This window comes from Acidiferrobacterales bacterium, assembly GCA_028820695.1.
GTDB lineage: Bacteria > Pseudomonadota > Gammaproteobacteria > Arenicellales > JAJDZL01 > JAJDZL01.
The window spans coordinates 17,331-42,621 of sequence record JAPPIB010000008.1; the positions used below are offsets into that span (position 1 = coordinate 17,331).

20 protein-coding genes and 1 pseudogene are annotated in these 25,291 nt (G+C 52.4%); 5 read left to right on the forward strand and 16 right to left on the reverse strand.

All coding sequences use genetic code 11. From position 1 onward, the window contains the following. Positions 1 to 58 precede the first annotated feature (58 nt). The 6 genes and pseudogenes from OXI60_01000 to OXI60_01025 all read right to left on the reverse strand — a co-directional run bounded on the left by OXI60_01000 (position 59) and on the right by OXI60_01025 (position 6,763). Entirely contained in the window at positions 59 to 418 is a 360-nt protein-coding gene (locus OXI60_01000; protein MDE0308397.1) for a DUF1043 family protein, read from the reverse strand. Positions 419 to 894: 476 nt separating this feature from the next. Continuing rightward, a complete protein-coding gene (locus tag OXI60_01005) occupies positions 895 to 1,482 on the reverse strand; it encodes an FkbM family methyltransferase (protein ID MDE0308398.1) in 588 nt (195 codons plus the stop codon). A 432-nt stretch (positions 1,483 to 1,914) separates the two neighbouring features. After that, positions 1,915 to 3,285 carry a hypothetical protein gene (locus tag OXI60_01010; GenBank protein ID MDE0308399.1) on the reverse strand — a complete coding sequence of 457 codons (1,371 nt, stop codon included), beginning with the start codon at positions 3,283 to 3,285 and terminating at the stop codon, positions 1,915 to 1,917. Between the two features lie 6 nt (positions 3,286 to 3,291). Next, positions 3,292 to 3,975: an SCO family protein gene (locus OXI60_01015; protein ID MDE0308400.1), complete on the reverse strand. Its 684-nt coding sequence runs from the start codon at positions 3,973 to 3,975 to the stop codon at positions 3,292 to 3,294. 142 nt (positions 3,976 to 4,117) lie between these two features. Next, positions 4,118 to 5,353, reverse strand: a pseudogene (locus OXI60_01020) (selenium-binding protein). A 585-nt stretch (positions 5,354 to 5,938) separates the two neighbouring features. Continuing rightward, on the reverse strand, positions 5,939 to 6,763 hold the full coding sequence (locus tag OXI60_01025; GenBank protein ID MDE0308401.1) for a DUF523 domain-containing protein: 825 nt from the start codon (positions 6,761 to 6,763) through the stop codon (positions 5,939 to 5,941). 76 nt (positions 6,764 to 6,839) lie between these two features. On the opposite strand from OXI60_01025, the gene OXI60_01030 reads away from it, so the two are divergent. The 4 genes from OXI60_01030 to OXI60_01045 all read left to right on the forward strand — a co-directional run bounded on the left by OXI60_01030 (position 6,840) and on the right by OXI60_01045 (position 13,363). Beyond that, a complete protein-coding gene (locus tag OXI60_01030) occupies positions 6,840 to 8,543 on the forward strand; it encodes a peptide ABC transporter substrate-binding protein (GenBank protein MDE0308402.1) in 1,704 nt (567 codons plus the stop codon). A 72-nt stretch (positions 8,544 to 8,615) separates the two neighbouring features. Then, the gene (locus OXI60_01035) at positions 8,616 to 9,584 is read left to right on the forward strand and encodes a TAXI family TRAP transporter solute-binding subunit (GenBank protein ID MDE0308403.1); all 969 of its coding nucleotides are present in this window, start codon (positions 8,616 to 8,618) and stop codon (positions 9,582 to 9,584) included. 83 nt (positions 9,585 to 9,667) lie between these two features. Continuing rightward, complete coding sequence (locus OXI60_01040; protein MDE0308404.1) at positions 9,668 to 12,286, forward strand: TRAP transporter permease; 2,619 nt, start codon at positions 9,668 to 9,670, stop codon at positions 12,284 to 12,286. Positions 12,287 to 12,289: 3 nt separating this feature from the next. Next, on the forward strand, positions 12,290 to 13,363 hold the full coding sequence (locus OXI60_01045; GenBank protein MDE0308405.1) for a D-cysteine desulfhydrase family protein: 1,074 nt from the start codon (positions 12,290 to 12,292) through the stop codon (positions 13,361 to 13,363). 12 nt (positions 13,364 to 13,375) lie between these two features. On the opposite strand, the gene lspA is transcribed toward OXI60_01045, so the two are convergent. From lspA to OXI60_01080, 7 genes are all read right to left on the reverse strand, one after another. Then, positions 13,376 to 13,888, reverse strand: coding sequence for a signal peptidase II (gene lspA / locus OXI60_01050; GenBank protein MDE0308406.1), 513 nt, complete (start codon positions 13,886 to 13,888; stop codon positions 13,376 to 13,378). Positions 13,889 to 13,936: 48 nt separating this feature from the next. Then, a complete protein-coding gene (gene ileS / locus OXI60_01055; protein ID MDE0308407.1) occupies positions 13,937 to 16,771 on the reverse strand; it encodes an isoleucine--tRNA ligase in 2,835 nt (944 codons plus the stop codon). A 125-nt stretch (positions 16,772 to 16,896) separates the two neighbouring features. Further along, positions 16,897 to 17,178, reverse strand: coding sequence for an AAA family ATPase (locus OXI60_01060; GenBank protein ID MDE0308408.1), 282 nt, complete (start codon positions 17,176 to 17,178; stop codon positions 16,897 to 16,899). 260 nt (positions 17,179 to 17,438) lie between these two features. Then, the gene (gene ribF / locus OXI60_01065) at positions 17,439 to 18,386 is read right to left on the reverse strand and encodes a bifunctional riboflavin kinase/FAD synthetase (protein MDE0308409.1); all 948 of its coding nucleotides are present in this window, start codon (positions 18,384 to 18,386) and stop codon (positions 17,439 to 17,441) included. A gap of 47 nt (positions 18,387 to 18,433) precedes the next feature. Next, the gene (locus OXI60_01070) at positions 18,434 to 18,847 is read right to left on the reverse strand and encodes a DUF2203 domain-containing protein (GenBank protein ID MDE0308410.1); all 414 of its coding nucleotides are present in this window, start codon (positions 18,845 to 18,847) and stop codon (positions 18,434 to 18,436) included. Next, complete coding sequence (gene murJ, locus OXI60_01075) at positions 18,834 to 20,435, reverse strand: murein biosynthesis integral membrane protein MurJ (GenBank protein ID MDE0308411.1); 1,602 nt, start codon at positions 20,433 to 20,435, stop codon at positions 18,834 to 18,836. Before murJ ends, OXI60_01070 begins: the two co-directional genes overlap by 14 nt. Positions 20,436 to 20,520: 85 nt before the next feature. Next, entirely contained in the window at positions 20,521 to 21,156 is a 636-nt protein-coding gene (locus OXI60_01080) for a uracil-DNA glycosylase (GenBank protein MDE0308412.1), read from the reverse strand. A gap of 221 nt (positions 21,157 to 21,377) precedes the next feature. Here OXI60_01080 and rpsT point away from each other — a divergent pair, with 221 nt between their 5' ends. Continuing rightward, positions 21,378 to 21,653 (forward strand): 30S ribosomal protein S20, encoded by a 276-nt coding sequence (gene rpsT, locus OXI60_01085; protein ID MDE0308413.1) that lies wholly within the window; start codon positions 21,378 to 21,380, stop codon positions 21,651 to 21,653. Positions 21,654 to 21,913: 260 nt separating this feature from the next. Here rpsT and OXI60_01090 read toward each other — a convergent pair whose 3' ends face one another. The 3 genes from OXI60_01090 to OXI60_01100 all read right to left on the reverse strand — a co-directional run bounded on the left by OXI60_01090 (position 21,914) and on the right by OXI60_01100 (position 25,107). Next, positions 21,914 to 23,242, reverse strand: a complete 1,329-nt coding sequence (locus OXI60_01090) for a TRAP transporter large permease subunit (protein ID MDE0308414.1) — start codon at positions 23,240 to 23,242, stop codon at positions 21,914 to 21,916. Further along, on the reverse strand, positions 23,242 to 23,856 hold the full coding sequence (locus tag OXI60_01095; protein ID MDE0308415.1) for a TRAP transporter small permease subunit: 615 nt from the start codon (positions 23,854 to 23,856) through the stop codon (positions 23,242 to 23,244). Before OXI60_01095 ends, OXI60_01090 begins: the two co-directional genes overlap by 1 nt. 141 nt (positions 23,857 to 23,997) lie before the next feature. Continuing rightward, positions 23,998 to 25,107, reverse strand: coding sequence for a TRAP transporter substrate-binding protein (locus tag OXI60_01100; protein ID MDE0308416.1), 1,110 nt, complete (start codon positions 25,105 to 25,107; stop codon positions 23,998 to 24,000). Positions 25,108 to 25,291 lie beyond the last annotated feature (184 nt).

Consider the following 25,291-nt stretch of genomic DNA (forward strand, 5'->3'; position numbering starts at 1 on the left):
TCTTGGGAGATTCAGCCCTGCGAGGCTGAATGATCAGTCGGCGACTTTCTGATTGGGCTCAATCGCTGTGCTTTTCGTCGTCGCTCGGGTCTTGGTCCAACTGCCTTAGTGAATGGACACTTTGCTCCAGAAGATAATCACCGTCGCTGTCGTCAGACGCACACAGTTCAACTACACCCTCAGCCACTGCCTGATGCAACTGCTTCTGACGTTGGTCAATCTGGCTGAGTAAAGACACGGTGTCGATAAAGTGGGATCGTACGTTTGACCGGTATTCATTCATTTCGGTCTGCAATTTTTCAAGCTGCTGTTTGGCACCGTTGTTCTTGCTCTGAGTGCGGGCAATCATATATCCGACGATGCCACCACCGAAAACTCCGATGACCAGCGCCAGTATGATGTTGGGGGTAAATTCCACAGCAATTACAAATGGGTATGATTGGCGGCTAACTCAGTAATTCTCTGACAATGAAGCGGCTGAACGCCCGATCGCAGTGATCCGGGATACTATGCCACCACAAAACACATCAATTCTATATTGTTGAAAGTCACAATAAATTCATAGACCTGCGTATGCCATCGGTCGCAGCTTACGCCTTATGACTACTCGCATTATACGCAAGTGATACCGAATTGCACGAAGTACCTTTTTCCCAAAACGGCAAGTGATGAAATGTAATGTGCACTCAGATTTGCAGACACAGTGAATCGTGAGATCGGAGTCATTCATACAACGGTCTTTCTCACCCTTGTATGAATCGATCTGCCGATTGGTGCTTAAACATCGAACGTAAACATCTCTATCTGACATCTGATCGTTCACGCGACACCAAAAGGTCTATCGCCGAAATCATCGCCATGCTGTGATCGCGCCCTGCCAGGTTGTCGACGAGTTCAAGCCTTAGCGGACGCACTTTTCTTTGCAGATGATAATCTTTGATCTGTCCCCCCCCCCCGAATAAAATCAAAAAAAGCCTTGTGTTTCCGGCGCGGATCGTCAGTTTCCTCCGATATCGCATAAAAATAACGGTACCCCAATTCCCGCAGTTTTGCGGTTACCCGCTTTCCCTTCTCTATTTGCGATTCGTAATGCCCTTCCATTGCAATAATCGGCAGTACTGCAGACAGAAAATCGGATGCTCCGTCAATCATCTCGCATTCATGATCTTCGACATCAATCTTGACAAAAGAAACATCATTCAACTCAAGCGGCTTCACCAACGAATCAAGCTTGTCCACTGAAATTGTTGTACTGCCATGTCGGTCGGTAATATAAGATCCACCAATGTTGTGAGAATTAATCTGAAAATTCAATTTACCTGAAGCATCAGACAAACCTAATTCCACAACCTCAATTGGTTGTCCTACAGAATTTGCCCGTAACAATCCCGCCACCATTGGATTAGGTTCAAACGCCACTACCCTCTCGAAATGCTTCGCAAAGAAGACCGCGTGGTTGCCGATATTCGCACCAATATCCAAGGCTGTCGTATGATGCGGAAGATGTGGAAACACATCACGGGAGAGAAGGGCAAGTTCCGATCTTTCGAAACCTCCGTTACACGTTATGGAATTGGAAATGAGATCACCTAAGAATACAGCGCGGACAGACGAAACAAGTACTTCCTTCTGATACCACCGCACGAATTTTTTCGTACAGCTGCGCAGTAGTCTATACCTGAGATACAGCCTTAGATTGGCAAGGTATCGCAATGCACGATTCAAAACAGTCATGGTTCAGAAAAATATGAGACTTGGAGATACTTTCTCAAGTTCGTCCAGTGCTTGAGCAACTGTACCCACCCCCAATAACACCGATGATAAACTACTCGGCTGGTAAATCCCACAGCCTTTGGGTGACTCGCGTAATCCGAAATCCAATCAACCCAGAAGTCCTCACCCGAAACTTTCGGATCAGAAATCCAACTTGTTGGTATTCGGCCACTTGGGGTCGTCAATGCTGATATCCCCGATTTCGGCTGCGAATGCGTCAGCCACCAAGTCCGCTACGTTGCTGCCAGTCAGAGTCAGCAGAAATGCTTCCAAGTCATCGATTTCAGATTCAGTTAAATTCAGTGGACGGATGAACGGTGACAGCAGTTCGTTGGCAATGCCGCCTTCGTTGTAAAACTCAATGACTTCCCTCAGGGTGTTGAACTGCCCGTTATGCATATACGGTGCGGTCAACGTAATGTTTCGAAGAGTCTGAGTGCGGAACTTCCAGCGATCATTCGGATTTTCGGTAATTCGATACAAGCCCAGGTCATTGGTGTTTCTGTTTCTTGAGACAGACAGAATGGTCTGATTGGGAACATCCGCAAAAATGCCCGGTGCCAACTGTACCCGCGTGGTTCGACTGTCCGTTGAGGAAGGCTGACCGGCTGATACCGCATATCCGAGCCCGGTGTTGTGAAAGTCATGGTCAACGAACAATGCATGGTCTTCCCCAACCCTGTGACAGACGATGCACTGCCCCTTCCCGGAGAATACACCAAAGCCCTTCTTTGCAGATTCACTGATCGCATCGGCCTGTCCACCAAAATACCAGCGATCAAAAGGCGCATCGCCCGAAAGCAAAACCCTTTGGTAACTAGCGAGTGCAAATCCGATCGTCGCGATGTCCGGACCGCGATTGTCAAATGCCGCCTCAAACAAACCATCGTAATCCTGAATTTGCTGAATTTTCCTGATGACATACCCAATCGACGGGGCGGCCATTTCATTTCTGGCAGTGATCGGCTGCCAGACCTGGTTCTCAAGACTGATTTCCCGGCCATCGAGAAAAAGGTTTTCCTGGTAGGCTACGTTGTATAGCGTGGGAGAATTGCGCAGAACCGAACGTCCCTCAACGCCGACAGCGGTGGCGAGTTCATTGTTTGTAAATCCCTGTTCAGGAATATGACAGACCGCACACGACAGCGTGTTGTTGATCGACAGCCGGCGGTCAAAAAACAGCTTCCGGCCGAGATCGATCTTTTCGCGCGTGATGGGATTGTCCTCGGGGAACACAACCTGCGGCAGACCCAGAGGAGGATTCTCCACGTAGCGCATGAGGTCTTTCTTGACACCGCGCCTTTCCAGCAGACTTCTGGAATCAGTGCGATACTCTTCGCTCTCGTAACCTTCCTTGACGTCACCCGGCCCGAAAGCCTGGCTGGCATCAAATTGCTGATCGGAATCCAGTTCTCCACTGGTGCTCGACAATGCCGGCAACACAACCAGCAGGCACAACAATCCGCCGACTGACCAATAACCGAACGGCAAAAATCTGGATTTGCACCTCATCGGACATTATTCCGATTTGGATTCCAGCAACAGCGTATCCAAGTCGTTCATCAGAATGTCGGGGTGCAGAAACGAGACACTGTAGATATTGCGAACATCCCGCTTTTTGTCGATCAGGTAGACCCGGAGCATATGCACATACTCGTCCATGTGCACACCATGCTCATCATGAGGCTTGACTGCGAACTGACCATAGCCGTCCAGTATCGGCTGCAAGTCAGTTTGACTGTCTGTTGTCAGAAATTCCCAGTCGACACCGCCTCGATGGAACGACTTTGCCACGCCGGAAATGATTTCCGGCTTGTCAAATTCAGGATCGAATGAAACCGTCAGCAAGGCAACCTCTTCAGCCAGTTCCGGACGTTGATTGATCCTGGACTGGACCTTGTAAAGCACTGCGTTCGCCAGCGGACATCCATTGACATCCGTACAGCGGGTGAAAATGAAACTGAGAAAAACAAACCGATCGGACATGAGATCATGCAGACTCGCCATGGATCGATCACCCTTGACCACCGTACCATCGGTGGCGGGCATGATCACCGGCAACTGGTAAGTTCCGGCAGCAGGCGGTTCGTAGGGCAGTTCACCCCAACCGGGCCCCCTGGACGCGGAATGAACCAGAGCAGTCGTACACGTCAAACTCAGTACCGCCATCAACAAGATCCGTCTGCAACGTACAGAGTTCATTGTGTCGACTGCCCCCAAGAGATCTTCTGATCTCAATGCTGTTCCGATCGGTTTACGGCAATCCTGGACCGGATCAGTTCAATCCACCGTTGACTCTGATTGCGTCAACTTTCGCAAACTTGGAATTCGGGTTGACTTTCCCGTAAATCGAGTATGAGCCGAACCGCATCTGGTGAGCCCGTCCGAGTCCTTCCGCATAGAAGTCGACGGTCCACTTGTGCGTCAGTTTTTCGCCATCCCAATGATAAAGCTTTACATACTGCTCATCATCATCTCCGAGCTTGTCCCAATTGCCCAACAGCGAGCTTGAGAAATAAACCCGTTCGCCGTCCCAGCTCTGCGACACCATATTGATTTGCTTGCCGATCACTTCCTCGTATGTCTGCTTTGGCGCATGTGGATCCGAGATGTCAAAATATCGTGCCTTCCCCTCAAGGAAAGTATCGACCCACAGACCCTTGTCATCGGATGTGATGGAAATGTCAACTGGCAACGGTACCGATGAGGGATCGCCTATGTCGGCTACCGCTTTGGCTTGCCACTCACCCTGATCGTCTTCGTAGATCAGCCAGATTTGAGAGGTCAATGCTGTACTGGTGAAACAGTATCGATTGTCCGCACCCCAGGCACAGCGGATCTCGAGCGGTGTACCCGGAACATCAAGCACCTTTTTGGGCTTTCTCGCATGCATGTCCCACACAATCATGGTGTTCCCGAATCGTTTCATCGCCGCACCATCCTGCAACATCTGACCGAAGTCCATCATGTAGTTCGACCAGCCGGTGAAGGAGGAGGTCAACATGATGTTCAGGTCTGCCTTCACACGAACATCGTAGCCGTATCCATCAGCAAACTGGCCTGACTTGACAGCACCGCGCAAATCGGAGTCCGTTGGCATCCAATGGGTCGCGACATATTCGCCGGCATTGTTGTATTCTGCCATTCCGGTACGCCCGCCATGATCCACATTATTGGACAGTGCGGTGACCATCATGCGACCAGGCAGCGCATAGAACGTATGCGGCCCGACCAATCCACCGGACTTCTCTGTGAAATCAGTAACAACCTTGTGCAGAGTCGGCTTGCGCGGATCGCTGTGAATGTCGAATATAAAAATCTGATTGGTATCCAGACCGCCCGCCCAGAGGTACTTGCGGTCATCCGACAGTCCTGAATGATGTGCCTCATTTCGACCGCCGACCGACAGGACATTGACCACCGAGCCATAAGACTCGGAACTTGGATTTGCATCTATCGTGACCAACTTGTCCTGCTCGTCTCCAACACCTTCGACTCCCAGTGTCCAGACATATACGTAGTCTTCCTGACCGGTAATCTTGGCGATATACGGAGACATGCATGTCTCGTCAGCTTGTGCATTAGACACTGATGCCAATGGTATTACCGACGCAATGACTAAACTTATGATTCGCTTCATCGAATTCTTCCTCCAATTTTTTCCAAACTTGCTACTTTCCAGTATGATGCCGAATGCATCGTATCAAAAATGCCCTTATATCGTATTGTTGCAGCCATAAGCAAGTATGTACCCTGGCTCATTGGAAATGAGGCTTTGCAGCCAATGAGGCACGAACCCACACACAAAAACAATATTTCATCCCAGGTCGAAGTAATCGGGGAGGATCAACCAGTATCAGGGAATTCAGCGATTGATCCGATGGACACAAAAGACCGGTAATTGGAGAGAAATTCCTGCTCGATCGCTGCAGTTGGACTCAAGAAGAATTCGTAAAAATGCTGGTCCAGCACACGATTCGGATGGCTGATACCGCTTGACATCATAGCCGCAACCTGAGATCGCCAAATGAGACACACCGGAGCAAGGCGGGAGCGAATGACATTGCGGCAATTCCATGAACCTTGCAAATTGTCTGGAGCACGTCTGACACCTTGGGGATTCTCACCTGTCCGACCAAAGTCGAACAGCCCCCAATCCGTTCATTCATCGCAATGAACAGTCTTGCATATCGTCCCCGCGCAAGCCTGCGCCGCGCACCGCCGCACAAGTACGCTCGATTTTCGCATGTAAGGAATTGGCCCGACCTGCATGAATCGGGGGCGTTTTAAGACCACTCATCAATAAAGCGAAGTAGCGTTCGAAACATGCAGTCAATCCCTCGTCTGGGACGCAGGCTGCAATCTGATCAAGTTCTTCGGCCAAACTCGCACTTCTCACCGCTGCATGCTCACGGACCTGTCGATGAAACTGATTCAGTTGTTCGTCCGTCTCTATCGCATTGTCAATCCAGGCCCTGAAGACGAACGCACGTTCGACAAATTGACGGATGTCGGCCGCCATCGCGAGGCTGTTTTCGTCGGCGACAGGAAGATTCGGCATCATCCGCTGAATGATGCCTGAAAAAAGACCAAAGGAGTTTGTCCGCACAATATCACCGCGTGGATTGAAGACCGGAACGTCACCGACTCCGCAACTTGGGGACCTCGCCTTGAAAATGCAACCGCTGATTCCGGCAAGTCGGTCGGTGCGAACTTCAGCTGCAAGATCTGCCATCCGCTCGGTATAGTCCTGCCCTTCACCGCTTGCGGTAACCATGCGCAATTCTCCCGGCATGCCTTCAACCAGTATGAGCGGTGGCCTTGGAATGCCCATACCCAACTCCACTTCAGGACAGGTCGGCAACAGTTCCGCAACCGGTGCGAGTGTGTCAATGATCGTCCGGATTCGCTTGTGGCCGCCATCATAGCGGACTGATTCGCCGATCAGACAGCTGCTGATTCCTATCCTCATGCCCGCCTTGATCTTCATACACCCATTCGAAATCACCGTTTGAATACACACGTATAATAATCCAACAATTCGATCCAACACCCGAGGGTCCGTCATGTCGTACAAAACAATCCGCTCGCTGATTCTGGGAGTCGCCATACTGATTGTGGCAGCACCGCCAGTACCGGCTTCCCAGAAAGATACGCTGATCATTGGAATGTCTCAATTTCCAGCGTCATTTCACCCCAATTTCGAGGCCATGACAGCAAAGTACTACGCGCTCAACTTCACGATGCGCCCCTTCACCGCCTACGACAAGGATTGGAATCTTGTCTGCATGCTGTGTACACAGTTGCCCACGATGGAAAACGGCGGTGCAAGGCTGACTGATCTGGGAGATGGCAAACAGGGCATTGCGGTGACCTTCACAATACAGCCGGATGCGACCTGGGGTGACGGAACACCCGTCACCACGCGGGATGTCGAGCATACGATTGAAGTTGGCAAGAATCCGGCAACCGGAGTTCTGGGCGCCGAATTCTATCGCCGGGTATTGTCCGTTGAAGTCGCTGATGACAAGACCTTCACTCTGCATATGGATCGCATCGACTACAAGTACAACGCGCTTGATCTCTACCTTGTCCCGGAGCACATAGACCGCGCGGTATACGCCGCGCCGGCTGAGTACAGGAACAGGAATATATACGACAACGATACCTACAACCCCGGACTGTACTTCGGGCCCTATCGAATCTCCAAGGTCGAGCCTGGCGCATATATTGAATTGGTGCGAAACGACACCTGGTATGGCAAGGCTCCCCATTTCTCAAAAATCATCATCAGGATTATCGAGAACACTGCCGCGCTGGAAGCCAATTTGCTGTCGGGATCAGTTGACTATATCTCAGGCAGGCTTGGCGTCACTTTGGATCAGGCGCTCGCAATCCAAAAGCGTCACCCGGATGATTTCGACTTCATCTTCCGGCCCGGCCTGATCTATGAACACATCGACTTGAATCTTGACAACCCCATATTGGCGGACCACCGTATTCGAATGGCTCTGATCTACGCCATTGACCGCCAGGCAATCAGCCAGCAGCTGTTCGGCGGGCAGCAACCGGTTGCTGACAGTTTTGTGAGTCCTCTCGACTCGATCTACAACCAGGACATCAAGAAATACGCCTATGACCCCGAACAAGCGTCACAACTGCTGAGCGAAGCCGGCTGGGTCAAGGCGGCACCCTCTGAGGGTGATCGGGCCTGGACGGAGTCGGACGAAGGTCCGCGCCACAACAGTGACGGTGAACCCCTGCTGCTTGAATTCGGAACAACGTCCGGGTCCCGGGTCAGGGAGGCTGTTCAACAGATTCTGCAAATTCAGTGGAAACAGGTCGGAATCGACGTTCGGGTGCGCAATGAACCGGCTCGGGTGTTCTTCGGCGAAACAGTCGCCAAGCGACAATATCCGGGACTGGCGATGTATGCATGGGTCAGCGACCCGGAAAGCTCACCGAGAACCACCTTGCACTCGACCGAGATTCCAACTGAGGAAAACAGTTGGGTGGGTACAAATTTCCCAGGCTACCGAAACCCTGAGGTTGATCGCCTGATCGATGAGGTGGAAGTCACCCTGGATCGGGAAAAACGATTGATGCTGTTCGCTCAGATCCAGAATCACTACATTGCGGACCTTCCAGTCATACCACTGTACTACCGCTCTTCTTCCTTCATCATTCCGAAGTGGCTTAACGGCATGGAACCGACAGGAAATACCTCGACAACAACACTGTGGGCAGAATACTGGTCGGTGAACCAATGACTGACAGCAATTTGATTTACAATTCATAGCTCTACCATTTAGTTATATTTCTCTGAAGGAGGCAACCCCACCATGAAGAAAACTTTTGTCGCTATTGCCGCATCACTGTGCATGACATTGACGGCAGGCATCATTCCAGCACAGAGTCAACAGCAGTTCGTCAGCATCGGAACTGGCGGCGTGACAGGTGTGTACTATCCGACAGGCGGAGCGATCTGCAGACTGGTCAACAAGAACCGCAAGGACCATGGCATTCGCTGTTCCGCAGAATCAACCGGCGGCTCGATATACAACATCAACAATGTCCGTTCAGGCGAGTTGGAATTTGGAGTTGCACAGTCGGACTGGCAATTCCATGCATACCATGGAACCTCAAAGTTTGAGGACCAAGGAATGTTCGAGGGACTGAGAGCTGTCTTTTCGGTTCATCCCGAACCTGTTACGATCATCGCACACGATGACTCCGGAATCCAAAACATTTCGGACCTCAAGGGCATGCGCGTAAACATCGGAAATCCCGGTTCGGGCACACGCGGCACCTGGGAAGTGATCGAAGAAGCGATGGGTTGGAGTCGAAGCGATCTGAAACTCGCAGCAGAAATGAAGTCGGCTGAAACCGGTCAGGCAGTCTGCGACCGCAAGATTGACGCATATTTCTGGCTGGTCGGACATCCGTCCGCCTTGACCCAGGAGTCGCTGTCGACCTGTGCGACACACCTGGTCAACGCAACCGGCGCTGAGATCGACAAGCTGGTCGCCGACAATTCGTACTATCGAACTGCCACAATACCGGCAGGCATGTATAACAACGAATCAGACATCAGTACCTTTGGTGTCGGCGCGACTTTTGTCACCAGTGCCGATGTTCCAGCTGAAGTCGTCTACGTTGTTGTCAAGGCAGTTTTTGAGAATTTCGAAGACTTCAAGAAACTTCACCCCGCATTCGCCAATCTGAAACCTGAGGAAATGATTTCCGATTCGCTGTCCGCACCTCTCCACGACGGCGCAGCACAGTACTACAAGGAAAGAGGCTGGATGTAACCGGAAGGTCCGACAACCGGAGGAGATTGCAAGATCTCCTCCGGTTTGCTATTGCAGATTGCGCACTCACAGACTGAGCCAGTATGAATACAGACAAGAAACAAAGTGTGTCGGCACAAGAATTGCTTGCCAGTGCCGATACCGGATCACGAGCAGCCACCGGCTGGCAAGGCCGCCTGATACTGATTATCGCGTTCATCTGGGCACTGTTCCAGATTTACATCTCATCGAATTTTCCATTCTTCCTCACTGAAGTTACGGGAATTCCCCTGGTGGTAACCAGCGCGAATGCGCGGTTGATTCATCTGGCGTTCGCCTTTGTACTGGCGACAATGTCGTTTCCTTTGCTCAAGTCCAGTCCGAAGTCCCACATTCCATGGTACGACTGGATACTGATCGTTCTCGGAGTTGTTTCCTGTCTCTACATTGTCGTTCTGCGCAATGAGATTGCAGTAAGGGCGGGACTGCCGACTACCGGCGATCTCATCGTCTCGACAATTGGCATGATCATGCTCGGAATCACGGTTTTTCGTGCACTTGGACTGCCGCTTTTAATTGTCGCATCAGTTTTTGTTCTCTACGTATTCTTCGGCAATGCAGAATTTCTGCCGGATACGGTGCAGTGGAAAGGCGCATCGTACGGCAAGGCCATGTGGCACTACTGGATGCAGAACGAGGGAGTGTTCGGTGTCGCACTCGGAGTATCCGCCTCGCTCATATTCCTGTTCGTTCTGTTCGGGTCGATTCTGGAGAAGTCCGGTGCCGGAAATTTCTTCATCAAGGTGGCTTTTGCACTGCTTGGGCACCTGCGCGGTGGTCCGGCGAAGGCTGCGGTGCTCGCATCCGCTATGAGTGGTCTTTATTCCGGATCATCGATTGCAAATACCGTGACCACCGGCACGTTCACCATTCCCCTGATGAAGCGCACAGGCCTTTCTGCGGAAAAGGCCGGAGCGGTTGAAGTCGCATCCTCCACCAATGGACAGCTCACTCCGCCGGTTATGGGGGCAGCGGCATTCCTGATCGCCGAATTCACCGGAATCAGTTATACCGAAATCATCAAGCACGCCCTCGTTCCGGCACTGGTGTCCTACATCGCACTGGTTTATATCGTTCACCTTGAGTCGCTGAAACTCAATCTGAAAGGATTGCCAAAACCACCGTCATCACTGACACTGATGATGAAAATCATTGGATTTCTGGGTGGTTTCATCTTTATCGCCTTGCTCGGACTTGCAGTCTACTTTGGAATGGGCTGGATCAAGCATGCATTTCCGGCAGCATCCTTCACTGTTGTAGTCATATTGTGCTCGGTTGTCTATCTGGCTCTGATCTGGTATGCCTCGAAAAAAGATGACCTCACGGTTGACGCACCGGATGCGCCGATTACGGAACTTCCCCGAGCCGGCGCGACCGCGATCACCGGCCTGTATTACATTTTGCCGATCGTCATACTGATCTGGTGTATCGTGCTCGAACGACTCTCACCTTCATTCTCCGCATTCTGGGCAATGGTCGCGATCACCATCGTCGCCGTAACCCAGCACCCCCTGAAGGCCCTGTTCCGAAAGACCGGCAATCTGTCGCAGGAGTTCACAAGAGGCGTGACCGAATGGAAAGATGGAATGATTGCGGGCTCCACCAACATGGTGGCCATTGCAGTTGCCACCGGAGCGGCCGGAATCATTGTCGGAACGGTCTCACTGACTGGAGCACATCAGGTCGTCGGCGAATTCGTCGAGTTCCTGTCGGGCGGCAGTCTGATCGCGATGCTCATACTGGTTGCGATCATGAGCCTCATTCTCGGGATGGGGTTGCCGACTACCGCAAACTATATCGTCGTCTCATCATTGATGGCGCCGGTCATCCTGTTGCTGGGTGCCCAGAACGGGCTGGTTGTTCCTGTTATCGCAGTCCATCTGTTCGTCTTTTACTTTGGCATTCTGGCGGATGACACCCCACCTGTCGGACTCGCCGCTTTTGCGGCCGCCGCAATTTCAAAAGGCGACCCGATCAGGACGGGCATCCAGGGCTTCGCGTATGACATCCGAACCGCGTTGCTGCCATTTCTGTTCATTTTCAATACCGACTTGCTACTGATCGACGTTTCACCGGTGAAGGCGATCGTTGTCTTTGTCGTTGCGGTCATTGCAATGATGCTGTTTGCGTCGGCAACCCAAAGATATCTGCTGACCCGAAACAGGTTGGGGGAGTCCGCTTTATTGCTGCTCATCGCATTTACCCTGTTCCGGCCGGGCTATTGGCTGGATCAGGTACAACCGCCACATCTGCGCGTCGAGCCGACCAAAGTCTACGACATTGTCCGTGACATCCCGCAAAACGGAGTCATGTCAGTGGTTATCAGCGGTCCTGATTTCGATACCGGAGAGACTACCAGTACGACTGTACTCGTTCCTCTCGGCGACTTGGAGGAAGCGGAAAAACGGCTGACCGATGCGGGTCTGACCGTAATCAATGAGGATGGCCAGATGCGTATTGACGAACCATTTGTAGGAACCGACCTGTTCATCAAGATCGGCGACCTGTTCGATTTCTACGGAGATGATCCGGTCGTGATCGACCATATCCAACAGCCGGCCGAGCGGATGCCGAAGGAAATTTTCTATATTCCAGCTCTCGTTTTGCTGGCTGGAGTACTCTTCATCCAGTCGAGACGAAAAAAACGTGAAGCGGTTGTTTAGCGTGTGTTCGGCAAGGCCGCGGCGCCACAGTCCATGACACTGCACGTGGATGCGGCACAGATCGACGACCTGATCGGTTTCCCACGCGCGGTGGTGTTTTCGCAACCCACCGCGCTTGAATCCCTGTCCAATCTTTCCGCCGACTGCGGCGGGACAAAGCTGTTCGTAAAACGCGACGACTGTAATTCCCCGGCTCTCGGAGGAAACAAGGTGCGGCAGCTGGAATATTATTTCGGTGATGCTCTTGCAAACGGTTGCGATACGGTATTGATTACCGGTGCTGTCCAGTCAAACTTCGCTCGAATCACTGCAGGATTTGCCGCAAAACTGGGAATGCAGTGTCACATTCAGCTCGAATCAAGGGTTGACACCTCATCTCACTTTTATCATTCATCTGGAAATGTTCTTCTGGACCGACTGTTCGGGGCCCGGCTTCACTATCTCTCGGAAGGCGAAAACGAGACCGCGGCCGATGCCGCACTGGAGGAACTCGCAGACCGGCTCCGATCACAAGGTCACAAGCCCTATGTCATCCATCTGGCTCCCGGCCGCAAACCCCTGGGTGCGCTCGGATACGTTCGAGGCGCGGCGGAAATTGTGCTGCAACTTCGGGATCAGAACCTGAGAATCGATGAGATTTTTGTCGCGTCAGGTAGCGGCAGCACGCACGCAGGACTGCTGTTCGGCTTGAGAGCGTTGGGATGCAAGATGCCGGTGACCGGGGTCTGTGTCCGACGCGACAAGCACTTGCAGGTCAGCCGGATTCGGACACATTGCGGCAAACTGGTGTCAATGCTGAATTTCGACCCGTGTCTGCAGGACGATGACTTTGTCCTGACCGACGAAGTCTTCAGTCCCGGTTATGGACAGGCCAGTCCGTCGGTGTGGGATGCCATTGTGCGCGCCGCCCGACGCGAGGGGCTTATCCTGGATCCAACCTATTCCGGCAAGACAATGGCAGCCTTTCTCTCGCGCGCACAGCAGTCCCCGTCCGATTCGCATCTGCTTTTCATCCACACCGGCGGGACGCCGGGTGTTTTTGCCTATCAGGATCAGCTGGAGAAGCATCTGTCCTGAGACAATTGGGGGTCAACTGCGCCGAAACAGTATTCGCAATCCGAATATCTCCAACGCGATCAGGACCGCTCCGGCTGTAATGCACGCATCCGCCAGATTGAAAGTGCTGTAATGCCAGTTGGCATAGTAAAAGTCCAGAAAGTCGACTACGTGGCCATGCGCGATCCGATCAGCCAGATTGCCCGCCGCACCGCCGATGATCAGCCATATGCCGGTGACAGCTTGGCTGCGCCCGGGCCTCGAAACCCAGAGGACGTACAGGAGTAAAGCGAGGATTCCGACGGTCACAAACAGGAAAAGCGTGTTGGCATCAATATCGGAATCGGCAAGAAATCCGAATGCGGCACCCTTGTTGAACACCAGATAGATGTTGAAAAAGTCGGTGACTGGAATTGGTCTGAACGGCTCAGCATTGGTCAGGACCAGCACTTTCGTGATCTGATCCGCGACCAGCACAGTCAAAGCCAACCCGAGATGGATGCCCAGTGTCTTGCGTTCACTGAACTGCAGCCGGGTGTCAGACATGTCAGGTTGGGGATCAGTGTGCGGGTCGAAGTTCAGTCTCGATCCGAATCACGCAAATCGTCTTTGCTCACCGGGTCCGGAAATATTGGATACACATCTGAGACAAATCTCCGGATGGCGCTCATCTGCGCCGACATCCGGTGTCTGATGCCAGCATCGAACGCACTTGCTGTGTTCGGATTTCGCCACCTGAATCGCCAGCCCGTCGATATCCGACGGCTCAGCCGCGCCATTCATGGAATCTGCCGGCTCGACCGACGCGCTGGACGTGATGGTTACAAAACGCAACTCATCACCCAGTCGGGTCAACGTCTCACGGATCGGCTCCGAACAGTGCAGGGAGACTTCAGCTGCCAGTGCTGAACCGATCAATCCTGAATTTCGACTCCTCTCAAGCTGGCGATTGACCTGTTCGCGAATCTCAATCACCTTGCGCCAGAAGTCCATTTCCGTCGCATCGTCGTTGCGAGCCGCGCTCGGCCAGCCTTCGTACCACAGCGACAGGAATACGGATTGCTCGCGCGTCCCGGGCACATGCTTCCAGATCTCTTCAGCGGTAAAACTCAAAATCGGAGCAAGCCATCGGACAAAGGCCTCAAGAATGTGATACATCGCTGTCTGCGCCGACTTTCTTCCCAGACTGTCCTGCGGCATTGTGTACAGACGGTCCTTGATCACATCCAGATAAAATCCGCCCATGTCGACGATGCAGAATCGATGAATTTTCTGGCAGATCACGTGAAAGCGATAATTTTCATAAGCGTGCTGGATCTCATCATTCAGTCCCATAGCGGTTCGCACCGCCCAACGGTCCAGTTCCAGCATATCGTCCCATGTGACACAGTCCGACACTTCGAACCCGTTCAGGTTGCCGACCAGGAATCTGGCGGTGTTGCGTATGCGTCGATACGAATCGGTCGTGCGAACGAGAATTTCCTGAGAAATACCCATTTCTGCTTCATATTCGGTCGAAGCAACCCAAAGACGCAGTGTGTCCGCACCCAGCTTGCCGATGACTTCCTGGGGGTTGATGATGTTGCCGACAGACTTGGACATCTTGCGACCTTCGCCATCAACGGTGAATCCATGAGTCAGCACCGAACGATACGGTGCGGTTCCGGTAATCGCAACACTGACCAGCAGGCTTGACTGAAACCACCCGCGATGCTGATCCGACCCTTCCAGATACATACCGGCGGGATTGGTCAGTTCAGATCGACCGTCAAGCACACTGTAGTGCGTCGCGCCGGAATCGAACCAAACGTCAAGTACATCAGTGACCTTGTCGTAGTCGCCCGCGTCATCACCGATAAATTCCGAATCATCCAGGTCGAACCACGCGTCGATCCCACCTTGTTCGATCTTTTTTGCCACCCTCTCGAATATCTCAAGCATGTCCGGATGAAGCTCACCGGTCTCCTTGTGAGTGTATAAGGTGAGCGGTGTTCCCCACACCCGCTGGCGCGACAGACACCAATCCGGGCGGTTTCTGACCATGCCATCTATACGGGCCTCACCCCACTGAGGCACCCACTGGACTTTCCTGATGGCTTCCAATGCGGTATCTCGCAGATCGGCGAGCTCCATACTGACGAACCATTGGGGTGTCGCCCGGAAAATGATCGGGGTCTTGTGCCGCCAGCAATGTGCATAGCTGTGTTCGATGACATCATGGCAGATGAGTCCGCCGCGCGACTTAAGCAGCTCCGTCACTGCCTTCGCACCGTCGTCGACGGCCAGTCCTGCAACATGCGGGGTGGTGGACAGGAACTTGCCATCGGGACCGACAGGATTGTAGATTTCCAGATCATTGCGCTTGCCCAGTTCAAAATCCTCCTGTCCGTGACCTGGCGCGGTATGGACCAACCCGGTTCCAGCTTCCAAGGTTACATGCTCAGCAACAACTGTCGGTACAGGTCTGTCGGCTCCGTCGAGTGGATGACCGAACTCGATTCCCTCAAGCGCGCTTCCACTCGCGGAAGCGACAATCTCATACTGTTGGACGCCATAACGAGACATGCATGACGCCACCAGTTCTTTCGCCAGGATGAGAAACTCGTCCGCACCTGAATTGACGGCGCATCGCACCAGACTATAGCTGAATTCAGGATGCACTGCGATTGCGCGATTAGCGGGCAGTGTCCATGCCGTCGTCGTCCAGATTACCGCACTCACACGCAGGTCATCAGTATCGGTCTGCTGTGCGTCGAACACTTGCATGACAGCACTTCGATCGATCGCCCCCATCCTGACATCGACCGTCGCGGACTTCTTGTCCAGAAATTCCACTTCAGCTTCCGCAAGCGCGGAACCACAGTTCGAACACCAGTAAACCGTCATCAGATCATGTACGATGTGACCGTTTTCCATAATCCGGGCAAGGGCGCGTACGCCATTGGCCTCGGTCTTGTAGTCCATGGTCAGATAGGGGTTGAACCAATCTCCGATCACACCCATACGGATGAAACCGTTTCTTTGTATGTCAATCTGTTCCGTGGCAAATTGCCGGCAGGCTTTGCGAAACGCCGATGGGTCTGTACGGTAGATCTCCCGACCTATCTTCTTTTCGACTTCGTGCTCGATCGGCAGGCCGTGGCAATCCCAGCCGGGGACATAGGGAGAATCGTAGCCTGCGAAAGTCTTGGACTTGACGATAACGTCCTTAAGGATTTTGTTAACCGCATGCCCGATATGCAATGCGCCATTGGCATAGGGCGGCCCATCATGCAGCACCCACTTCTCGCGGCCTTTTCCGGCTTCCCGCAGACAGCGGTACAGATCGATCGAATCCCAGAACGCAAGTATGTCCGGTTCCCGCTTGGCGAGATTGGCGCGCATGGGAAAATCAGTCTTCGGAAGATTGATCGTTTCTTTGTAGTTCATTGCGAATTGTCATTCAGATAATGGGAAACTGCCGGTAGAACAAAACTTTTCAAGATTAATCCCTACCGACTGCAGTTGAGGACGAGCTGTTTTTCATATGGTTTCAAGAGGAACATCTCCATTTCTCATATAGCTCCTTTTGGAGCTTTGTTGTCCTCTTGGCCGCTGGGGCGGTGCACGACATCGGAAAATGCTCCCAAGTCGTATGGAACCCTAAAATCAACATTTGAATGGCGAACGCTTTGGGGAACAAAATCTACGTCGGTGATGACTTTCATTGCCGCAAGGAATGAAGTTTTTCCCGTACTGTTATCGCCAATCAAAAAGGTGAGCGGTGTCAAACGAACTGATTGTTTCGCGTGAAAACAACGAAAGTTTTGCAGTCTTACTTCCTGAATTTGAGACATTTCAACATCCAAATTTAGTTTCAGTCAATTGTAAATCTTCCGGGCAAATAGTCGCAAATCAATATAACGTCGAGTCGCATAAATTGGATTGATTGAAAGCGGCGTATGGGCAACACCGCACTCTCACTGAGCACCTCCTATAGCGGTGTACTCAAAGAGAATTTTCAAAGATTTCACGGGCTAAACGGTCATGACTGGTGTCATTCATCCCGCACAATGAAAACTATTTTCAAGGCCAAGATTATCGCACAATCGAGAATCTACGAAACCCGCTGTGACCATTCGTTTCCAAAATACTCGCGGGTCCTGAGAATATCCTGCTGAATCTGCTCACACATGGTTTCGATCGAATTGAACCGAACCTCGTCGCGTAGCTTTTGCAGGAATCGGACCCGCATGCGACGACCGTAGATGTCCTTATCGAAATCCAGCAGATGCACTTCCAGCACAAACTTTGATCCATCAACTGTCGGTCGGGTACCCAGACTGGCGACTCCCGGCAGCCATGACCCATCCCCGAGATCGGCCCTGACTACGAAAATTCCCTGCAGGGCGGGTTTGGAATTCTTGATCTGGACATTGGCCGTCGCGAATCCCCACCCCCTGCCGTTTCCGTCACCGCGTACTATTCTGCCTGACAGTGAATAGTCCTCACCCAGCAACCGGTTGGCATGGATCAGGTTCCCGGATGCCAGGCACTCGCGTATGCGTGAAGAACTGACACGCTCGTCGCCGACCATGAATGATTCTGTCCTGACAACTTCCATGTCGAACTTTCGACCGAGCCTTGCAAGCATCTCAAAATCTCCGCGCCGGTTTCTGCCGAATCGAAAGTCATCGCCAACCACAATGTGACGCACGCCGAGCTTGCCAACCAGCAGGTCCTCAACGAAAGCCTCGGGTTCGGTGTTCGCAAGTCGATGGTCAAAAGTCAGGCACAAGAACCGATCCACGTTCAGTTTGCTCAGACCCTCAAGCTTCTCGCGGACCGTCATCAGTCTCGGCGGAGCGGCATGAGGTACAAAAAATTCCAGCGGATGGGGTTCAAAACTCACGATCGTCACCGGCAGGCCGAACTCGCATCCTTTGCGCGACAGGGACTGGATCACCTGTCGATGTCCCGGATGCAAGCCGTCATAGTTGCCGACAGACGCGACACATCCATGATGACGGGAAGTGATGTTATGCGCACCGCGAATAAATTCCATTCAATCGGACCTCATCTTCGGCAACCGCAACGCAGAAACCGATGCCGTCACGCCCAGTTCGGGTGAATTTCCTCGATGATTTCGGAAACCGGCCGGCGCGCAGCAAATCCACCGGTATAGTTGTGATAATGCGACACCTCCAGCTCCGGATATTTCCAGCAAAGATAACCGTCCCCGGTATCAAAATCGACCAGCCACAGACCCTTGACCACCAGACCGAGCCGCTCCAGCTTGGAAATCCACTTCTTTACAACCTCCTCGTATTGCCGCTCTACGTAAACCACTCGCGGGTCGCTTGGAACGAAATTGCGAAGTTTCTTCTTGATGATCTCAAGCTCCTCGTACGAATCGCGGGTGATCTGCTTGACGAGTGGCAGTGCCTGATTGGCTTCGGCGAGAGTGAAATACCTGGGAGAGTCCGGTGAACCGATCTGAAAGACTGTTGAACTAGCGGTTTTCATTCTTTACCAACTGGTGGATTCTGATGCCGAGCGCAAGCAGCGATATTGCGTAGAGGGCTGCACCGATCGCTACATAACCAAGCAGACGAAAAACCCGCTCGGCCACCCCGTAATCCAGCCAAAATGCCAGACCCGGCGATAACCACCACAATGCAAGTCCCATTATAAGTGAGGCGGTTGCGACACGGAAGATAAACATCGACCAGCCACTTTCGGGACTGTACACCCGATCACGTCGGAGCCAACGATACAGCAACCCTGCGTTCACAAATGCCGCAATCGATATCGCTGCCGCCAATCCCACATGCTGGAAAGCAATCGCAAGCACGACTGCCAGGATCGCGTTGACCACCATTGCAATCGCACCCGCCCGTACCGGTGTCTTGGTATCGTTGCGGGCAAAGAATCCAGGCGAGAGTACACGCACTGCGATCAGCGCGGTCAGACCTATACTGAATGCAACCAATGCCCGCGCGGACATGACCACATCGGTTTGGGTGAACGCGCCGTGAAAGAAAAGTGTCGCAATGATTTCTTCCGCCAGTACACTCAAGGCAACCGTCGACGGAAGCCCAATCAGCAGACTCCACCGCATCCCCCAGTCCAACACCCGCGAGAACTCCTGATAAGCGGTATCCACATGTTCTTTCGCCAAGCGCGGCAAAATCACCGAACCGAGCGCGACACCGAAAACACCGAGTGGAAATTCCATCAGCCGATCCGAATAGTAAAGCCACGATACGCTGCCGGTGATCAGGAAGGATGCAATGAAGGTGTTCACGATCAGGTTGACCTGGGCTACAGACGCTCCGAATACCGCCGGCAGCATCAAACGGTAGACTTCCTTTGCACCCTGTTCGGCATCGCCCTGGATTTTTCTCCGTAATCGCGGTCTAGGCAGTTTTCCGATTCCGATAAGGAAAGGCAGTTGAAACAGAAACTGGACCACCCCGGCACCCAGTACGCCGATCGAAAGCGCGATCGCAGCATTCTGAGTCACACCGGTCAGCCACAGGGCCGACGCGATCAGCGATACATTGAGCAGGATCGGCGTTGCGGCCGGTGCCGCGAATCGTCCATGTGTATTCAGAATCCCGGCACTGAGCGCGACCAGGCAGACAAAGAGTACATAGGGGAAGGTGAGTCGCAGACTGTCAACTGTTAACTGGAACTTATCGATGTCACCGCGAAAACCCGGTGCGAGTATCGAAATGACAAGCGGTGAGAATATGACACCCACAGCCGACAGGATGATCAGCACCGCCGCCAACCTGCCTGTGACCAAATCAAGAAACCCCTGGACTTCCGACTGGTTCGAAGTCGCCTGCTGCTGGGTATAGACGGGTACAAAAGCCGCCGAAAACGCGCCCTCACCGAATATTCTCCGGAAGAAATTCGGAATTCTGAACGCGACAAAAAACGCGTCAGCAATATAGGTGCTGCCCATCAATTGCGCAAAGACAATATCACGGATCAATCCGGTGATTCTGGAGACCACAGTCATCGAACCGAATGCAGCGGTCGACTTGAGGAGTTTGCCGGTTCCTCGCGGTTGCGATTGGGATTCGCGGGGCTCGCCAGTGCTCATACAGACAGTTCGATCGAGACGAGGCAGAAGCTACCGGGAACTCAGCTCAGGTGATGAATTGGCGATTCCACACATCCGGTATGCGTCAGGCCAATCCATAAAGAGAGGTTATTCGATCGGCGAACACCCGGTTTCCGCCAAAGCTGGGATGCCTTACGCAATAGACCGGGATCTCGCAGTCCACAGCCGCAAGCGCTTTTCCTGCGTCAGCTCCGACACAGACGAGACGCTTCGGGCTGACTATAGTGATCAGTTCCGACAGCACCTGGATGCCAACCTTGCGCTCGGACGCTTTGTGGGCACGGTTGGAAAACGGACGGGCCGGCAGATGAGGGTGAAACGGAAAAACGTTCCACAGAAAGATACTGGATTGTATCCGACTGAGAACTTTCCAGACCGCCGCCGCAGTGCGCTCGTGAACCGCATTTCCAACTGTCGGCGAGGCGGACTTGATGTTCCAGCGTCCGCAATGCGCATCGAAGCGCCGATCATCAGTAAATGCCAGTCCGGTGCGCCGCCCTCCGCGATACCCTAAATCCCTTCCAATCCATATTGAGTCAACTTCCGAACGCACCGCGGCTTCAAGCATGAGAATCAACGCACGTCTGCGGATCGCCGGTGCCTGCGCCACATCACAACGCTCACATCGATCCCGATAGGGATTGAAAGCATTGTCAAATGTCACACACCGAAGCTCTTTCAGAAATTGGGCTGTATTCATCGCAGTCTTCCATCGAAACAGAATCGAGAGCGACACCGGCCGGTCGCGAGAACAAAATGAACCCGGAGCGGCTGAACGGAACAGGACCAGTCAGCTGGCGACAAATCGCCTTGATTGCGATTCAATCCCAAACAAATCATACTCGGCTATTGACAATTGATGGAAAAAATAGCATTATTCTGCGCTTTACCACCTTGCAACAGAAAAAGGAACGGATTACTTTGGCAAATTCTCCCCAAGCTCGCAAACGGGCGAGACAAAACGTGAAACGACGCTCTCGCAACATGAGCGAACGAGCTGCAGTGCGCACATACATCAAGAAATTCTACAAGGTTCTCGAATCGAAAGACGCTGATGCGGCACGGGAAGCCTTTGAGGCCGCCTGCTCGAAAGTCGATCGAAGCGCCCAAAAGGGACTTCAGCATAAGAACAAGGCGGCGCGTCTGAAAAGCCGGATGAACGCACATCTGAAAGAATTGGCTGTAACTGCCGACTGAATTCAATCGCAGACGTCGCCGGACTTGCGTTTCCCTGGCGGCGTTAGTGACCTCCATACGCTACCATCGGTCAGAGTGTTTCGACAACAACAGTTCGAAACCACCTGATATTGGAACGAGCGAATTTTCGCTGTCCGTAACGATCACTGGACAACGTTTGACGTAAACGGCAAGTCTCCCGTACATCTTTTGCGCAGATTCAGGCGGGCCTCAGCATAGGTTCCGTACAAACCGCGGCCGGTAGTGACAGCGTCGGAAACCTAATTGGCACCAGAGCCGTAGAGCAGTCCCGGCAACCACAAGGCGATTTGCGGGAACATGATGATCAGCGAAAGACCTACCAGCTGCAATACCATGAACTGCATCATTCCAAGATAAATGTCTTTCAGGTCCCATTCCGGGACCACGCCCTTGAGAAAGTACGCAGATAGAGCTACAGGTGGAGATAACCAAGCCGTTTGCAGGTTGACCGCGACAAGAATGGCAAACCAGGTCAGGTTGAACTGCAACTGGTCCATCAGCGGGATTAGGATCGGCACGATGATCAATACGATTGGAACCCATTCCAGCGGCCAGCCGAGGAGAAAGATCATGGCCATGACGATCGCCAGGATAACGTAGCGATTGACTTCGAGATCCAGCAGGAATTCGGTCAGCATGGTCGGTGTTCCCAAACGGGAGAACACTGCACCGAAAAAGTTCGATGCGGCAACTAAAAGCATGATCAACGCCGTTATCTCGAGCGTTTTGATCAATGCATTGAACAATCGTCTCCAAGAAATCTTTCGATATGCGAATGCCAGTATCAAGGACCCCACGGCACCGCAGGCAGCCCCTTCCGTCGGTGTTGCCAATCCGAAAAGAATGCTTCCGAGTGCGGAAAACACCAACAGGGCCGGTGGTACCAATCCGGCGAGAAACTCTTTCCACACTTCCGCCATGCTGCTGGGTCGCTGATCTTCTGGCAGAGTTGGTCCCAAACTGGGATTCAGATAGCATCGAACCAACGCATAACCGGTGTAGATCGTTGCCAGCATGATCCCTGGAATGACCGCTGCCGCAAACAGGTCAATAACCGGAATTTCCATAACCGGTCCCATGACAATCAACATGATGCTCGGCGGAATCAGAATTCCAAGCGTCCCACCCGCTGTGATTGTCCCTGAAGCAAGCTTGACATCATACTGCGAGCGATTCATCGTCTTTGCCGCCATAATGCCGAGAATCGTAACGGATGCGCCAACGATACCGGTTGCTGCGGCGAAGATTGTCGACACAAACAAAACCGCAATGAAGAGCGCTCCTCGCACGCGCGACAGCATGAGCTGTACAGCCGCGAACAGCCGTTCCATCAGGCCAGCCTGCTCCATCATTATCCCCATAAAGATAAAGAGCGGTATCGCGGCCAGGGTCTGTTCCATCATGACCGAGTAGAATTGGAACGTCATCAGATAAAAGACGACCTGTCCAAATCCGATGAAGCCAAAAACAAAGCCGAGAAAGATAAGTGTGAACGAAATCGGGAATCCGACAAAGATCGCGATCAGCATCACGCCGATCAATACCAGTCCTAATACTTCAGGAGTCATCAGACCGGCCATCTACCGCGCGTTGCGGCGTAGTAACTTTTGAAAAACTCAGAAACGCCCTGCAGGATCAGAAAGAAAATTCCAATCGGGAGCGCCGACTTGCTCGGAGCAAGGTAAGGCATCCATGCTGAATCCATGCCTCGTTCCATCTGAAACCAGGAAACACCGGCAAAATCAAGCGATGTCCACATGAATACGAGCATTCCCGGCATGTAGAAGAAAAGATACAGCACAGCGTCGACCCTGCCCTGATTTCGCACCGAAAAGTTTCGATAGATAAAATCCGCTCGAATATGCACGCCTTTGGAAAGCGCATACGCAGCGCCTAGCATGAACAAGGCGCCGCCGAGCATTCGGCTTAGGTCGTAGGCCCAAGCAGTTGGCGCCACGAACACATAGCGTACAAACACCTCGTAGACCATGACCGTAAAAAGTGGAAGAACCAAGAAACAGACAACCCGTCCGACCCACAAGTTGATCGTATCGATCCATCTGATCAGAAACGCCATCCAATCGGGCATATCGTCAGGCAGCTGCGTAACATCACCTGTACGCCGCTCGGCGATAAGCTCATCAGTAATGTCGAGATTCTGAGGTTCCTGCTCTTCAGCCATTATTTATCAGCCACTTTTTTCGTGTTTATCCAGCAGTTGTCATAGATGATAACCTAAAACAAATAAAAATGCGCAACTCATTCCTGAATTGCGCATTTTTTTCACTTTGACAACTTTTCGACAATCGAAACAGTCAAATACTTACATTCCAGCCTGCAGCTGCTTTGCGTATGCCTGCCCCAAATTCGCATTGGAGGTCTGTGCACCCGCCCAGAACGGTACTGCAATGTCAGCAAACTCTTTCATTGAATTCCAGACTTGCGCGAAGAATTCATTGTCTGCCTTAAGCTCTTCCAAACTGACAAGGACAGCATTCATGTACTCGACGAAGTAATCATCCGGAGTGTCATGCAGCTGAACACCATGGTTATCTGTCAGGTCTTTGAGCGCCTTGCCGTTTTCGAGAATGCGATAGGCGAGAGACTGCATCAGGGACGCATTGGCGGAGACTTCAATCGCTGCGCGCTGATGATCCGTCAGACTATCCCATATGTCGCCGTTGATATAAACATCAGCGTTCACGACGTTCTGGTGCAAGCCTTGCAGATAGTAGTGCTTGAGAACTTTCTGGAAACCGAAAATCGAATCCGGCTTCGGACAGCACCATTCCGCGGCATCAATCGTACCTTGCTCAAGTGCAGGAAGGATGTCACCGCCGCCCATTGCGACTGCCGCAACTCCGATTGCGTTGTAAGTCTGGCCAGGAATTCCCGGAGGGGCTCGAAAGCGATACTTTCTGAAGTCATCCATGGAATGAATCGGCTCTTTGAACCAGCCCAATGCTTCCGGACCTACCGGCTGCAACATCAAACCTTTGACATTGACTCCCATCTCATCCCAAAGTTGATCGTAAAGAGCCTGGCCACCGCCTTCCAAGTACCATGAAAGCCATGCGATATTGTCAAGTCCAAGACCTGCTCCCGCGAAAGGAGACCCGAACAGCATTGCAGCTGGGTGTTTACCGGACCAATAATGAGTCCATGCAAACCCGCCTTCGATCAGACCTTTGTCGACTGCATCGATAATTTCCCGAGCACCGACAACTTCACCGGCACCGAGAATCTCAAATACGACTTCGCCGTTCGTCAGCTTTTCGACGTTATCCGCGAACCGCTGCAACATTACAGCTTCATCCGCAGTCTTTGGAGTCGCAGCCTGGACGCGAATCTTTGTTTCAGCGTAAGAAACAGCAGACGCGAACAGCGATACGCCAAATACGCCGGTTGCAATTATTGCGCTTAACTTTTTCATATAACTTATTTCCCAAAATATTTTGATAAGATTAGCAGTTCACCGTGTATCTGCATAGAGCAAATGACAACGGCTACCTGCAAAGCAAATATACACAATTTGAAATTCGATGTATTGGTTTTTCGGAAGTTTCCCAAACTGCTTCAGTTCCATTCACCCATCTGGCAAGTCATTATCCAGATTG

Bases quoted from the DNA above. Each gene is read 5' to 3' on its own strand.
- OXI60_01025 (MDE0308401.1), bottom strand. From the start codon at position 6,763: ATGAAGATCAAGGCGGGCATGAGGATAGGAATCAGCAGCTGTCTGATC.
- OXI60_01090 (MDE0308414.1), bottom strand. From the start codon at position 23,242: ATGACTCCTGAAGTATTAGGACTGGTATTGATCGGCGTGATGCTGATC.
- OXI60_01070 (MDE0308410.1), bottom strand. From the start codon at position 18,847: ATGAAAACCGCTAGTTCAACAGTCTTTCAGATCGGTTCACCGGACTCT.
- lspA (MDE0308406.1), bottom strand. From the start codon at position 13,888: ATGTCTGACACCCGGCTGCAGTTCAGTGAACGCAAGACACTGGGCATC.
- OXI60_01095 (MDE0308415.1), bottom strand. From the start codon at position 23,856: ATGGCTGAAGAGCAGGAACCTCAGAATCTCGACATTACTGATGAGCTT.
- OXI60_01030 (MDE0308402.1), top strand. From the start codon at position 6,840: ATGTCGTACAAAACAATCCGCTCGCTGATTCTGGGAGTCGCCATACTG.
- ribF (MDE0308409.1), bottom strand. From the start codon at position 18,386: ATGGAATTTATTCGCGGTGCGCATAACATCACTTCCCGTCATCATGGA.
- OXI60_01015 (MDE0308400.1), bottom strand. From the start codon at position 3,975: ATGAACTCTGTACGTTGCAGACGGATCTTGTTGATGGCGGTACTGAGT.
- OXI60_01080 (MDE0308412.1), bottom strand. From the start codon at position 21,156: ATGAATACAGCCCAATTTCTGAAAGAGCTTCGGTGTGTGACATTTGAC.
- OXI60_01060 (MDE0308408.1), bottom strand. From the start codon at position 17,178: ATGTCTCAAATTCAGGAAGTAAGACTGCAAAACTTTCGTTGTTTTCAC.
- OXI60_01010 (MDE0308399.1), bottom strand. From the start codon at position 3,285: ATGAGGTGCAAATCCAGATTTTTGCCGTTCGGTTATTGGTCAGTCGGC.
- murJ (MDE0308411.1), bottom strand. From the start codon at position 20,435: ATGAGCACTGGCGAGCCCCGCGAATCCCAATCGCAACCGCGAGGAACC.
- OXI60_01040 (MDE0308404.1), top strand. From the start codon at position 9,668: ATGAATACAGACAAGAAACAAAGTGTGTCGGCACAAGAATTGCTTGCC.
- OXI60_01035 (MDE0308403.1), top strand. From the start codon at position 8,616: ATGAAGAAAACTTTTGTCGCTATTGCCGCATCACTGTGCATGACATTG.
- OXI60_01100 (MDE0308416.1), bottom strand. From the start codon at position 25,107: ATGAAAAAGTTAAGCGCAATAATTGCAACCGGCGTATTTGGCGTATCG.
- ileS (MDE0308407.1), bottom strand. From the start codon at position 16,771: ATGAACTACAAAGAAACGATCAATCTTCCGAAGACTGATTTTCCCATG.